This is a genomic window from Streptomyces coryli (genome assembly GCF_011044975.1).
GTDB lineage: Bacteria > Actinomycetota > Actinomycetes > Streptomycetales > Streptomycetaceae > Streptomyces > Streptomyces coryli.
In genome coordinates this window covers 1-12,823 of record NZ_JAAKZV010000085.1, presented here as the reverse complement: position 1 = coordinate 12,823, position 12,823 = coordinate 1, and the positions used below count along the sequence as shown (strand labels likewise).

Annotated in this window: 8 protein-coding genes; 4 read left to right on the top strand and 4 right to left on the bottom strand. The window is 72.5% G+C overall.

Features of this window, described 5'->3' with window-relative positions:
• Positions 1 to 20 precede the first annotated feature (20 nt).
• Entirely contained in the window at positions 21 to 3,122 is a 3,102-nt protein-coding gene (locus G5C51_RS19885; protein WP_165239254.1) for an alpha-N-acetylglucosaminidase, read from the bottom strand.
• 226 nt (positions 3,123 to 3,348) lie between these two features.
• Between G5C51_RS19885 and G5C51_RS19880 the strand changes: the two genes are divergently transcribed.
• On the top strand, positions 3,349 to 3,762 hold the full coding sequence (locus tag G5C51_RS19880; protein ID WP_165239253.1) for an HIT domain-containing protein: 414 nt from the start codon (positions 3,349 to 3,351) through the stop codon (positions 3,760 to 3,762).
• Here the strand turns inward: G5C51_RS19880 and G5C51_RS19875 are convergent.
• Positions 3,752 to 4,642: an RNA polymerase sigma-70 factor gene (locus tag G5C51_RS19875; RefSeq protein ID WP_165239251.1), complete on the bottom strand. Its 891-nt coding sequence runs from the start codon at positions 4,640 to 4,642 to the stop codon at positions 3,752 to 3,754. The genes G5C51_RS19880 and G5C51_RS19875 overlap by 11 nt on opposite strands.
• A gap of 105 nt (positions 4,643 to 4,747) precedes the next feature.
• Between G5C51_RS19875 and G5C51_RS19870 the strand changes: the two genes are divergently transcribed.
• Positions 4,748 to 6,106 carry an FAD-binding oxidoreductase gene (locus G5C51_RS19870; protein ID WP_165239249.1) on the top strand — a complete coding sequence of 453 codons (1,359 nt, stop codon included), beginning with the start codon at positions 4,748 to 4,750 and terminating at the stop codon, positions 6,104 to 6,106.
• Here the strand turns inward: G5C51_RS19870 and G5C51_RS19865 are convergent.
• Positions 6,099 to 6,755: a GOLPH3/VPS74 family protein gene (locus tag G5C51_RS19865; protein WP_165239247.1), complete on the bottom strand. Its 657-nt coding sequence runs from the start codon at positions 6,753 to 6,755 to the stop codon at positions 6,099 to 6,101. The genes G5C51_RS19870 and G5C51_RS19865 overlap by 8 nt on opposite strands.
• A gap of 182 nt (positions 6,756 to 6,937) precedes the next feature.
• Here G5C51_RS19865 and G5C51_RS19860 point away from each other — a divergent pair, with 182 nt between their 5' ends.
• Complete coding sequence (locus G5C51_RS19860) at positions 6,938 to 8,299, top strand: glutamine synthetase family protein (protein ID WP_165239245.1); 1,362 nt, start codon at positions 6,938 to 6,940, stop codon at positions 8,297 to 8,299.
• Position 8,300: 1 nt separating this feature from the next.
• On the opposite strand, the gene G5C51_RS19855 is transcribed toward G5C51_RS19860, so the two are convergent.
• The gene (locus G5C51_RS19855; protein WP_165239243.1) at positions 8,301 to 9,515 is read right to left on the bottom strand and encodes a cation:proton antiporter; all 1,215 of its coding nucleotides are present in this window, start codon (positions 9,513 to 9,515) and stop codon (positions 8,301 to 8,303) included.
• A 161-nt stretch (positions 9,516 to 9,676) separates the two neighbouring features.
• On the opposite strand from G5C51_RS19855, the gene G5C51_RS19850 reads away from it, so the two are divergent.
• A complete protein-coding gene (locus G5C51_RS19850; protein WP_165239241.1) occupies positions 9,677 to 12,721 on the top strand; it encodes a bifunctional [glutamine synthetase] adenylyltransferase/[glutamine synthetase]-adenylyl-L-tyrosine phosphorylase in 3,045 nt (1,014 codons plus the stop codon).
• Positions 12,722 to 12,823: the final 102 nt, after the last annotated feature.

The following is a 12,823-nucleotide window of genomic DNA, read 5'->3' as shown; positions in this document are numbered from 1 at the left end:
GAGTGCTGAATCCCCCTGACTCAGCTGGGGGAGGACGTCAACTTCCAGCCGCTGAACTCCACCAGTCCGCGTGTCGTCTGGTTCACCGCGCTCATGAAGAGGCCCACGTCCTGCGTCGTCGCCACGTCCGTCACCGGGACCGAGGGCACCTCCACCTGGCGCCAGGTCGCCCCGTCGTCCGTGGACAGCTCGCCCTTGAAGGACGACCCGGCCCGGGTCAGCCGCAGCGTCACCGGGGCCTTGACCCCGGTGACCCGCTTGTACGTGTCCACGGTGCCGTCGGCGTTGGTGTCGTACGACAGGACCACGCCGTTCGACGGCGTCACGGCGAGGTTCACGAAGCCGTGCGAGGCCGGGTCGGAGAGGTCGTTGCGGACGATGATGCCGCAGCGTGCCCAGGCGGCCGTGTTCTCCTGCGCGTCCACCTTCACCGTGATCACCGTGCCGTCCTTGACCGCCCCGACGCGGTAGACCGTGCCGAACTCGGCGTTGCCCTTCCACAGGTCGCGCCCGGCGCCCTCGATCGCGAAGCGGTCGTCGAGCTGCCCGAAGACGGCGGCGTTGTTGGTGAAGGTCTTCAGCTCCGGGTCCAGGGGTCCGGCGAGGAAGTAGTTGCCCTTGCGAGTCAGCGTCGCCTGCTCGCCGCCCGCAGGGCCGTGCGTGACGCTCAGCTCGTACGGCTGCTCCTGCAGCGGCTTCTTCAGCTCGGTCTGCGGGCCGGTGACCTCCCAGACCACGTCCGCCTTGCCCGCCGCCGCGACCGACTCGACCGACTGCGTCTCGCCGGGTGTCACGTCCAGCCCGGTCAGCTTCAGCACCACCTGCCCGGTCGGGGCGAAGCCGTTCTCGTTGCGGAAGGCGGCGGTGAGTTGGCCGGTCGCGCCCGGGGCGAGCGCCGGCGGGTTCGTCGTCACCTTCACCGTGCCCTGGTACGGGGTGGTGGCCAGGGTGTCGCGGACCCGCGTCGCCGCCCGCAGGGCGTCGGTCGTCGGCCGCACCGGGTAGGTGGTGGTCTGCTTCGTCCAGGCCGACTCCATCGCGTACCAGTCGATCGCCTGCGGCGCGCGGCCGGCGGCGAGGGCGTCCTCGTACTCGTCGAGCAGCGCCTGCCAGCGCGGGATGTACAGGTCGGCGTAGACGCCCTGCCAGTCGCGGTTGGCGTAGTCGGCGAGGTTGCCGGGGGAGCCGGCGGTCGTCGGGCCCGCCCAAGTGGTGAGCAGGACGCGGGCCGTCCACTCGAAGGTCTTCGCCTCGGCGGCGCTGGTCGCGAAGCGCTTGGCGTCCTGCAGCCAGGGGCCGACGAGGAAGGCCTGGTGCGCGCCCGCGATCTCCTCGCCGAGCCGCATCAGCCGCAGCCACAGCGCCTTGAGCTTCCGGAATTCAGCCAGATCCTTGCGCTTGTACGCGTCGTTGAGCTGCGGCAGCAGCACCCGCGAGCGGTTGGCGAGGGACTGCCGGGCGAAGTCGGCGAGGTCGTGCCGGTAGGCGTCGGAGTCGCGCAGGCCCGCCGCCACCCCCAGCAGCCCGGCCAGCGCGCCGTCGAAGACCGGCTGGTCGAAGGCGCCGTCGTAGGTCGTCGACGCCGTCGTCAGGCTGGGCCGTCCGGTGAAGATCGAGTCGTACGGGCGGCCGTCCGCGGTGCGCAGCTCGTAAGCCGTCGCCCGCAGCGCGGCCGCCGATCTTCCCGCGGCCGCGTCCTCGCCGCCGTACCGGAAGCGGGCATAACCGGCGAACCAGCTCGGCCGGTCGATGGCCTCCTCGCGCCACGCCAGCTCGCTGAACAGCTCGAAGGCGGCCGGGTCGCGGTCGGAGGCCTCCGGCATATAGGCCGTGCCCACCAGCGCGCTGCCGTCCTTGTCGCGCCAGGCGGTGAAGCGCTTGGTCCAGTTGTGCGCCTTCGCGCCCAGCGTCGTGCGGCCGCCGAAGTTGGGGATGGTGCCGAAGGCGTACGGGGTGCCGCCCCAGTCCTTCTCCCGGTCGGTGACCGTGTCGATGTCGGAGAGGCCGTCGACGATCAGCATCCGCTGCCTGTCGACGCCCTGCAGCAGCTCGGGCCGCGGGTTCGCCTGCCAGCCGAGGATCACCCAGGTCGCGCCCGCGTGCGCCCGGTCCAGCGCGGTCTGCACGGCCTTGGCGGCCTCGGGTACGGGCACGTCGCCGGCGGCGCCGCCCTCGTGCAGGAGGTCCATCTTGAAGTGCCCTGCGCGGCCGAAGAGTTCGGTCTGGTGGCGGTAGAACGAGGCCGCGACCTCGCGGAAGATGTCGGTGCGCGGGTCGAGCCAGTCGGGGCGCTGCAGCGCGTTCCAGGTGCCCTGCGGGATGGTGCGGGCGCCGCTGTTGCGCTTGGCGAAGTCGGTCGGGACGGTGCCGAAGTAGCCGGGGAGCACGGGCGCCATGCCGAGCTCGCGCAGCCGCCGGACGATCTTCTTGCCGAGGTCGACGCGCTTGGCGAGACCGGCCGTCGAGACCGGCCCGCCGAACTCGCTCATGTTCTGCAGCAGCCACCACGGCTGGTGCGAAGGCGCCGGAATCCACGTCCGCGACTCCGTGTCGCTGTAGCCGAAGTCCTTCAGCAGCCGGTGGTAGACGGCCTCCTGGCCGGGCGTGACCAGCACCTGGTTGACGCCGTGCAGCGCCATGACGTCGATCAGCCGCTCCCATTGCGTCCAGGAGTGGTACGGGCCCGTATAGCCGTCATGGGTGTCGTTGAGGAAGAAGCGGTCGCGGACCGTGGCCGAGCGCTCCAGCGCGCGCGGCGGCGCGGGCAGCCGCTTCGGGAGCCGCAACTGGCTTCCCGACCAGGAGATATGGGCATTGCAGACATACTTCAGATACCAGTGCACACCGGCGAGCAGCACGGCGGGCGTGGTGCCCGCCACCTCGATCGCGCCGGTCTTGCCGCCGACCTGGAAGCGGTCGCCGCTGCCGGCGAGTCCGCGCAGGTGGAACTGGCCCGCGTGATCGGGCAGCAGCCGGTGGAGGGCGTCCTGTGCAGGTTCGATGGCCACACCCTGATCCTCCGCCGAGGCAAACGACGCGACATATAGGGGGCCACCGAGGGCGGTTCCCGCCCCGATGGCCCCGGCCGTTCCCAGGAGTGCGCGTCTGCTCAGTTCCGTCATCCGCGGCACGCTAGCCACACGAAGTGGACTAGACAATGGTCCGGGCGGCCCGTTGCTGATCCAATCCCCAGATGGCTCTCACGGAACTATTACCTCCGCGAGGCAGGTTGAGGGCATGAAGCCGAAGAAGCCCAGATGTGACAAGTCAGATGAATTGGTGCCGGTGTGCCCGCATTGCGGCCGCGTCCGGTGCATCTGCCCGCCCCGGGCCTGATTCACTGGCCGGGTGGAGTGCCTGTTCTGCCGTATCGCCGCCGCCGAGCTGCCCGCGTATCGCGTCTACGAGGACGACGACGCGGTGGCGTTCCTCGATACCCGGCCGCTCTTCCCCGGCCACACCCTCGTGCTGCCGCGGCGGCACATCGAGACCCTCACCGATCTGCCGGCCGCCGGCGTCGGCCCGTTCTTCGCCCGGGTGCAGGAGATCGCCGGGGCGGTGGAGCGGGGCATGGCGGCGGCCGGGACGTTCGTGGCGATGAACAACAGGATCAGCCAGTCCGTGCCGCACCTCCACGTCCACGTGGTGCCGCGCAACCGGAAGGACGGGCTGCGCGGCTTCTTCTGGCCGCGGACCACGTACCGCGACGAGGCGCACGCGGAGGAGACGGCCGACCGCGTGCGCTCCGCGCTCAGCGGCTGAGCACCGTCTCGTCGTCCAGCCGCGACAGCTTCTCCGGGTTGCGCACCGCGTACAGGCCGGTGATCAGGCCGTCGTCGAGGCGCATCGCCAGGACGGTGTCCAGCTCGCCCGCCAGCCGGATGACCAGCGCCGGATAGCCGTTGACCTGCACCAGCTCCACGCCCACGCCGGGGCGGCCCCTCAGTCGGCCCGCGGAGAGGAAGGCGGCCACCTTGTCGGCGCCCACCACCGGCTCCGGCAGCGCCTCTACGACCCCGCCGCCGTCGCCGAGGAAGACGACGTCCGGCGCGAGCCGGTCCAGCAGGCCCTGCAGATCGCCGGTCTCGACCGCGTGCTGGAAGGCCGCCAGGGCGTCCTTCGTCTCGGCTGCGGAGACGGTCCCGCGCGGCCGCCGGGCGGCGACGTGCGCCCGCGCCCGGTGCGCGATCTGCCGCACCGCGGCCTGGCTCTTGTCGACGGCCTCGGCGATCTCGTCGTACCCGAGGTCGAACACCTCGCGCAGCACGAACACTGCCCGCTCGGTCGGCTGCAGCGTCTCCAGCACCAGCAGCATCGCCATCGAGACGCTGTCGGCGAGCTCGACGTCCTCGGCCACGTCGGGCGCGGTCAGCAGCGGCTCGGGCAGCCAGGGGCCGAAGTAGGCCTCCTTGCGGCGGCCGAGGGTGCGCAGCCGGGTCAGCGACTGGCGGGTGGTGATCCGTACGAGATAGGCGCGCTGGTCCCTGACCTCGTCCAGGTCGACGCCCGACCAGCGCAGCCAGGTCTCCTGCAGCACGTCCTCGGCGTCGGCGGCGGAGCCGAGCATCTCGTACGCGACGGTGAAGAGGAGGTTGCGGTGGCTGACGAAGGCCGCGGTGGCGGGGTCCATGGTTCGTGTCATACACGCAAGACGCCGGCCACCGGCCGCATGTGACAGCCGCCCAATGGTGACGTGTGTCACATCTGCGGGCTGTCACAGAGGCCGGGCGGCCGGCATCGAAGGGGCATGACTCTTCACCACGAACTCGAGACCCTGCGCCGCGTCTTCGGCGGCGACATCATCGAGCCGGGCGCCGCGGCCTACGACTCCGTGAGCGGCTCGGTCCTGGCGGCGGGCAGCCCCGCCTACGTGCTGCGCCCCAAGGACACCGGCGACGTGCGGGCGGCGGTCGGCTTCGCCGCCGGTACCGGCCTGGAACTGGCCGTGCGCGGCGGCGGACACGCCTTCGCGGGCTTCGGCACCAACGACGGCGGCGTCGTCATCGACCTCGGCGAGCTCGCCGACGTCGAGATCCTCGACCCCGACCGCCACCTCGTCCGCATCGGCGGCGGCGCCACCTGGGGCCACGTCGCCGCCGCCCTCGCCCCGCACGGCCTGGCGATCTCCTCGGGCGACAACAAGGGCGTGGGCGTCGCCGGTCTCACGCTGACCGGCGGCATCGGCTGGAAGGTCAGGAAGTACGGCCTGGCGCTCGACAATCTGGTGGCCGTCGAGCTGGTCACGGCGGCCGGTGAGGTCGTCCGGGCGAGCGCCACGGAGCACCCGGAGCTCTTCTGGGCGATCCGCGGCGGCGGCGGCAACTTCGGCGTGGTGACCGCCCTGGACTTCACCGCGCACCCGACGACGGACGTCTTCCACGGCCGGCTCGCCTTCCCGGCGGCGGAGGCGGCGGCGGTGCTGCAGGGCTGGGCGGCGTATATGCGTACGGCCCCGGCGGAGCTCACGTCCGTCGCGAGCTTCGCCAACCCCTTCGCGGGCGGGCCTGAGGCGCCGGTCGAGCTGCACGTGGCCTTCGACGGCGACGATGACGCCGGGGCGGCCGCGGCGATCGACCCGCTGCGGCGGCTGGGCACGCTGACCGCCGACGAGGTGCGGCTGAAGCCGTACGCGGACACGCTCGAGGACGCCGCCACGCCGCCGCCGGGCCTGCGCTTCGTCACCCGCAGCGCCTTCGCCTCCGCGGAGTCGGCGCCGGGGCTGCTGCGCATCCTCGCCGAGGTCGGGTCCGAGCAGGGCTCGCCGTTCATCGCCGTCCGCAGCGTGGGCGGCGCGGTGGCCGAGGTCCCCGCCGACGCGACGGCGTACGCGCACCGGCAGGCGGAGCTGATGGTGGTGACGACGACCGGCGGCCCGGAGCCGGTGGTGGCCGCCGCCCAGCCGGCGCTGCGAGCGGTCTGGGAGCGGCTGGCACCGCACATCCAGGGGGCGTACGCGAACTTCCTCGCCGGCGCGACGGAGGAGGACGTCGCGGCGGTCTACCCGGGGCGGACGTACGAGCGGCTGGCGGAGATCAAGCGGCGCTACGACCCGCAGAACCTGTTCGCCGGCAACCACAACGTGCGCCCCGGCGCCGGTGTCAGCTGACCGCCGTGACCGTCACCACGGTCAGCATCGTCTGCATGTCCTGCAGCGCGGCCCGTACGCTCTCGCCCGCCCACTGGCCGTCCGCGATCTCGGCCATGCGCGGCGACACCTGCTTCGGCGGCAGCCCGGGGAAGGCCAGGCGGTGCAGCTTGGCCGCGTGCAGCAGGGCGATCAGACCGGCGGTGCGCTCGTCCGGGTCCGCGCCGTGCAGCACCGCGGCGGCCAGCCGGTCGCGCAGCTCGCGCTCGACGGAGCCGTCCGCTTCCGGGTAGCGGCGTACGGCGAAGAGCCCGAGCATCTTGCGGGTCTCCTCGGTGACCAGGCCGCGTGCGCGGAGGCTGTCGATCGTGGCCTGCACGGCCTTGTCGTGGTCCTTGGTCAGCCACGCCTTGGCCTTGGGCGGCTTGCCGCCGGCCTTTGCCGCCCAGGCCGCGATCAGCTTCAGTCGCTCGTCCAGCAGTCCGGTGCCGGTGGGCGCCGGGTCGGTCACCGACATCCGCCCGCCGGCCACCCGGACCCGGCCGGCCAGCACGAGATCGAGCAGGATCCCGCCGGCCACCGCCCATCCGGCGGACTGGCGGTCCTTGGCCGCGCCGGACTCGTCGTCCAGCGACAGCAGCATGATCTCTTCCCCGATTGTGATGGTCATGCCTGGTGGGACGCGCGCCGGAAACGACGAGTTCCCCGGCCCACTGGGCCGCCATGTGGGTAGGTGTTCCACAATGGCCCCGGGGGCCACCGGCCTCCGAAACGCGGGCGAAACTCCGTACCGTGATACTGGTGGGCCCCGCGGCCGCCCGTGACACTGTCTGACCTGCAAGGATGTGGACCATGGAGAAGCAGCAGGAATTCGTGCTCCGAACGCTCGAGGAGCGCGACATCCGCTTCGTACGGCTGTGGTTCACCGATGTGCTGGGCTTCCTGAAGTCCGTCGCCGTCGCGCCCGCCGAGCTGGAGCAGGCCTTCGACGAGGGCATCGGCTTCGACGGTTCGGCGATCGAGGGCTTCGCCCGGGTGCACGAGTCCGACATGATCGCGAAGCCGGACCCGGGGACCTTCCAGATACTGCCGTGGCGCGCGGAGTCCCCCGGCACGGCCCGGATGTTCTGCGACATCCTGATGCCGGACGGGTCGCCGTCCTTCGCCGACCCGCGCTACGTGCTGAAGCGGATCCTGGCGAAGACGTCCGATCTGGGCTTCACCTTCTACACCCACCCCGAGATCGAGTTCTTCCTGCTGAAGGACAAGCCCGTCGACGGGCGCCCGCCGGTGCCGGCCGACTCGTCCGGGTACTTCGACCACACGCCGCAGAACGTCGGCATGGACTTCCGCCGCCAGGCGATCACGATGCTGGAGTCGATGGGCATCTCGGTGGAGTTCTCCCACCACGAGGGCGCGCCCGGGCAGCAGGAGATCGACCTGCGGTACGCGGACGCGCTGTCGACCGCCGACAACATCATGACGTTCCGGCTGGTCATGAAGCAGGTCGCACTGGAGCAGGGGGTGCAGGCGACCTTCATGCCGAAGCCGTTCTCCGAGCACCCCGGGTCAGGGATGCACACACACCTGTCCCTCTTCGAGGGCGACCGGAACGCCTTCCACGAGAGCGGCTCGGAGTTCCAGCTCTCCAAGGTCGGCCGGTCCTTCATCGCCGGGCTGCTGCAGCACTCCGCGGAGATCGCGGCCGTCACCAACCAGTGGGTGAACTCCTACAAGCGCATCTGGGGCGGCTCACAGCGCACCGCAGGGCAGGGCGGCGAGGCCCCCTCGTACATCTGCTGGGGCCACAACAACCGCTCGGCCCTCGTCCGCGTCCCGCTCTACAAGCCGGGCAAGACCGGCTCCACCCGCATCGAGGTCCGCTCCCTCGACTCCGGCTGCAACCCGTACCTCGCCTACGCCGTCCTGCTCGCCGCGGGCCTGAAGGGCGTCGAGGAGGGCTACGAGCTCCCGGCCGGCGCCGAGGACGACGTGTGGGCGCTCACCGATGCCGAGCGCCGCGCGATGGGCATCCAGCCGCTGCCGCAGAACCTCGGCGAGGCGATCGGCCTGATGGAGAACAGCGAGCTGGTCGCGGAGACGCTCGGCGAGCATGTCTTCGACTTCTTCCTGCGGAATAAGAAGCAGGAGTGGGAGGAGTACCGGAGCGAGGTCACGGCCTTCGAACTGCGGAAGAGCCTCCCGGTTCTGTAGGTCACCAGGCTTCTTCCTCCACATCCCGGCTCGTCGGACGCTGTGCCGCGCCTTCCCCGGTACGGAGCTTGAGGGCGATCAGCGGGAAGACCAGGACCGAGATCATCGAGGCGCCGACCAGCGCCGCGGCCTCGCCCGAGCCGAGCACCTTCTGGTCCAGGCCGATGGCCGTGATGGCGACGACCAGGGGCAGGCAGGTGGCGGCGTAGAAGGTGAGCGCGGTGCGGTCGGTGCGGTTCAGGTCGCGTGGGGCGAGGGCGTAGACCGGCAGGCCGCGGACGACGAGGAAGAGCAGCAGGAAGACGGGGAGCAGCAGCAGGGCGCGGCCGCCGTCCAGCAGCGCGGCGAGGTCGAACTCGATGCCGGTGACGACGAAGAACAGCGGCACCAGGAAGCCGTAGCCCATCGCCTCGACCTTGCCGAGCACCTCCTCGGCGGCCTCCGGGGCGGAGCCGTGCAGCACCAGCCGCGTCAGCAGACCCGCGGCGAACGCGCCCAGCAGGGCGTCGAGGCCGAAGCTGTGGGCGAGCGCCAGCATGGCGACCAGCAGCAGCATGACGTAGCGGACCGCGAACTGGCCGCTGGTGCGCAGCGTCTTGGTGACGATCTGCGCGAACCAGGGCGGCTTGGGCCGCAGCGCCCAGAAGACGGCCGCCACCGTGACCGCGGCGAACGCGATGAGCAGCGCCGCGGACGCCGCCGGCTTGCGGCCGCTGAGCAGCAGCGCCATGGCGATGATGGGGCCGAACTCGCCGACCGAGCCCATCGCCATCACCACGTTGCCGAAGCGGCCGCGCAGATCCCCGCTGTCCGCCAGGATCGGCAGGATCGCGCCGAGGGCGGTGCTGGTGAGCGCCGTGCCGATGACGAAGCTCTTCGCGGAGTCCGCGCCGGTCAGCGCGAACGCGATCCCGATGCCGAGGGCGAGCGTGACCACCCAGGCCCGCACCGAGCGGCGCAGGGTGTCGCCGCGGACGGCGTCGAACTGGATCTCGTACCCGGCGAGGAAGATCAGCATGGAGAGGCCGAGGTGGGAGAGCGCGTCGGTGACCTCGTCCCCCTTCGCCCAGCCGAGTACGTCGGGGCCGATCAGGATGCCGAGCAGGATCTCGAAGATGACCAGCGGGATCCGCACCCAGCGGCCGGCTCCGTGGGCGAGGAGGGGGGCGAGCACGGCGGCGGCCATGATGAGGAGCAGGCTTCCCGGGTAGGACATGCACCGTATTTACCACGATGCGGCATAAGTTCCTTTCAGTGCGCCGCCTGCGTCGCGATCGGACGCCGGGCTACGGCGCCCACCGCGCGAGGTGGGAAAGTGGTAACCCGCGACGATCAGCCGCGACCAATTCAGCCGCGATCAACGAGGAGGCCGGCCGCATGGCCAACCCGCAGGGAGGACGCCGCTCCACCGTCACCCGCCTCGTCCGGCACGGGTTCACCGACACCGCCGCCGCGGACCGCCTCCTCGCCGCGCCCGCCCTCGCCGCCGCGCAGTCCGACCCGGTGCTGCTCGACGCCCTCGGCGCCACCGCCGACCCGGACCAGGCGTTGCTCGGTCTCGTACGGCTCGCCGAGGCGCTCCCGGACGACCAGCGCGGGGTGCTGCTGGACACCGTCACCTCCGCGAAGCCGCTCCGCGACCGCCTCCTCGGCGTCCTCGGCGCCTCCGAGGCGCTCGCCGACCACCTCGCCCGGCACCCGGACGACTGGGAGTCCCTGGTCACGTACGAGTCGGCCGATCTGCACCCGGCCACCGGCGAGTTCGAGCAGGCGCTCGCCGAGGGCGTCTGGGGCGAGCGCGGCGCCGCGCTGCCCCGCCCCGACGCGCTGCGCATCGCCTACCGCCGGGCGATGCTCGGCATCGCCGCGCGCGACGTCTGCGGCACCACCGACGTCGCCGAGACCGCCGCCGAACTCGCCGACCTCGCCACCGCCACCGTGCGCGCGGCGCTGGAGATCGCCGCCGAGGAGGCGCCGGAGGACAGCTCCGCCTGCCGGCTGGCCGTGATCGGCATGGGCAAGTGCGGCGGCCGCGAGCTCAATTACGTATCGGACGTGGACGTCATCTTCGTCGCCGAGGCCCGCGGCGATACGGACGAGGGCAAGGCGCTGCAGGCCGCCACCCGGCTCGCCGCCCGGCTGATGCGGCTGTGCTCCGACACCACCGCGGAGGGCACGATCTGGCAGGTCGACGCCAACCTCCGCCCCGAGGGCCGCAACGGGCCGCTGGTGCGGACGCTGTCGAGCCACCTCGCGTACTACCAGCGCTGGGCCAAGACCTGGGAGTTCCAGGCGCTGCTCAAGGCCCGGCCGATGGCCGGCGACACCGAGCTCGGGAAGGCCTACGTCGACGCCGTCGAGCCGCTCGTCTGGCACGCCGCCGAGCGGGAGAACTTCGTCACCGACGTGCAGCAGATGCGCCGCCGCGTGGTCGACAACATCCCGGCCGCGCAGCTCGAGCGCGAGCTGAAGCTCGGGCCTGGCGGGCTGCGGGACGTGGAGTTCGCCGTGCAGCTGCTGCAGTTGGTGCACGGCCGCGGGGACGAGAGCCTGCGCAGCGGCACGACGCTGGTCGCCCTGGAGGCGCTCGCCGCGGGCGGCTACGTCGGCCGGACGGACGCGGCTTCGCTCGACGAGGCGTATCGATTCCTCCGCTCGATGGAACACGCCATCCAGCTGCAGAAGCTGCGCCGCACCCACCTGATGCCGGAGAGCGCGAGCGAGGTGCGCCGGCTCGGCCGCTCGATGGGCTTCCGCGGCGATCCGGCCACCGAGCTGCGGCGGGCCTGGCGGCGGCACGCGCGCGAGGTGCGCCGGCTGCACGAGAAGCTCTTCTACCGCCCGCTGCTCGACGCCGTCGCCCGCCTCACCCCCGGCGAGGCGCACCTCACCGCGGCCGCGGCCAGCCAGCGACTCGAGGCCCTCGGCTACGCCGACCCCGCCGCCGCGCTGCGCCACCTGGAGGCGCTCGCCTCCGGGATGAGCCGCAAGGCGGCGATCCAGCGGACGCTGCTGCCGGTGATGCTCGGCTGGTTCGGCGACTCGGCCGACCCGGACGCGGGTCTCTTCAACTTCCGCCAGGTATCGGACGCCCTCGGCAAGACTCCGTGGTACCTGCGGCTGCTGCGCGACGAGGGCGCCGCGGCGGAGAACCTCGCCCGGGTGCTGTCGGCCGGCCGCTTCGCCCCCGACCTGCTGCTGCGCGCCCCGGAGGCGGTGGCGCTCCTCGGCGACGAGCAGGGCCTGCGCGCCCGCTCCCGCGCGGCCCTGGAGCAGGAGGTGATGGCCGCCGTCGGCCGCCACCCCGACCCGGAGTCGGCGGTGGCGGCGGTGCGCGGGGTGCGGCGGCGCGAGCTGTTCCGGAGCGCGGCGGCGGACATCATTCAGGCGTACGGGCAGCCGGTGGGGGCGGTCCCCGAGCAAACCGGCACCGGACTGGTCAGCGGGCCCGCCGCCACCGCGGTGGACCGTACAGGGGACGCGATCAGCGACATCAACGCCGCCACCATCGCGGGCGCGCTGCGCGCCGCCGTGCGCGCCCGGTGGGGCGACGAGCTGCCGACCCGTTTCGCCGTCATCGGCATGGGGCGCTTCGGCGGCCACGAGCTCGGTTACGGGTCCGACGCCGACGTGCTCTTCGTGCACGAACCGCGCGAAGGCGTCGCCGACGAGGAGGCCGCCCAGGCCGCGTTCGCCGTCGCCAACGAGCTGCGCCGGCTGCTCCAGCTCCCCACCGCCGACCCGCCCCTGCTCATCGACGCCGACCTGCGCCCGGAGGGCAAGAGCGGCCCGCTGGTGCGCACGCTCGCGTCCTACGCCGCGTACTACCGCCGCTGGTCCCTCGTCTGGGAGAGCCAGGCCCTGCTGCGCGCCGAGCCGGTGGCCGGCGACGAAGGGCTCGGCCGACGCTTCGTCGAGCTCATCGACCCGCTGCGCTACCCCGCGTCCGGCCTCGGCGCGGACGGAGTCCGCGACATTCGCCGCCTCAAGGCCCGGATGGAGGCGGAGCGACTGCCGCGCGGCGCGGACCCGACACTGCACGCGAAGCTGGGCCGCGGCGGCCTGTCGGATGTGGAGTGGACGGTGCAGCTGCTGCAGCTGCGGCACGGCCACGAGGTCGCCGGGCTGCGTACGACGAGGACCAGGGCGGCGCTGGCGGCCGCCGCCGAGGCGGAGCTGCTCGCGGCGGAGGACGCCCAGGTCCTGGACGAGGCCTGGCTGCTGGCCACGCGCGTCCGCAACGCGGTGATGCTGGTACGCGGCCGCCCTGGCGACACCTTCCCGGCCGAGGGCCGGGAACTGGCCGGGGTCGGGCGCTATCTGGGCTACGGACCCGGACACGCGGGCGAGTTGATCGAGGACTACCGGCGCACGACGCGACGGGCGCGAGGCGTGGTGGAGCGGGTCTTTTACGAGGGCTGAGCCTTCCGCCGCTGCCGCACGGGTTGGCCGCCGCGCCGCGCCGCGCACGGCGGCCGGGCGCCCCTGCTGGGCCACGCTCGGCAGCCTTACGCGGGGGAGCAA

Bases quoted from the DNA above. Each gene is read 5' to 3' on its own strand.
- G5C51_RS19875 (WP_165239251.1), bottom strand. From the start codon at position 4,642: ATGACACGAACCATGGACCCCGCCACCGCGGCCTTCGTCAGCCACCGC.
- G5C51_RS19850 (WP_165239241.1), top strand. From the start codon at position 9,677: ATGGCCAACCCGCAGGGAGGACGCCGCTCCACCGTCACCCGCCTCGTC.
- G5C51_RS19870 (WP_165239249.1), top strand. From the start codon at position 4,748: ATGACTCTTCACCACGAACTCGAGACCCTGCGCCGCGTCTTCGGCGGC.
- G5C51_RS19865 (WP_165239247.1), bottom strand. From the start codon at position 6,755: ATGACCATCACAATCGGGGAAGAGATCATGCTGCTGTCGCTGGACGAC.
- G5C51_RS19885 (WP_165239254.1), bottom strand. From the start codon at position 3,122: ATGACGGAACTGAGCAGACGCGCACTCCTGGGAACGGCCGGGGCCATC.
- G5C51_RS19860 (WP_165239245.1), top strand. From the start codon at position 6,938: ATGGAGAAGCAGCAGGAATTCGTGCTCCGAACGCTCGAGGAGCGCGAC.
- G5C51_RS19855 (WP_165239243.1), bottom strand. From the start codon at position 9,515: ATGTCCTACCCGGGAAGCCTGCTCCTCATCATGGCCGCCGCCGTGCTC.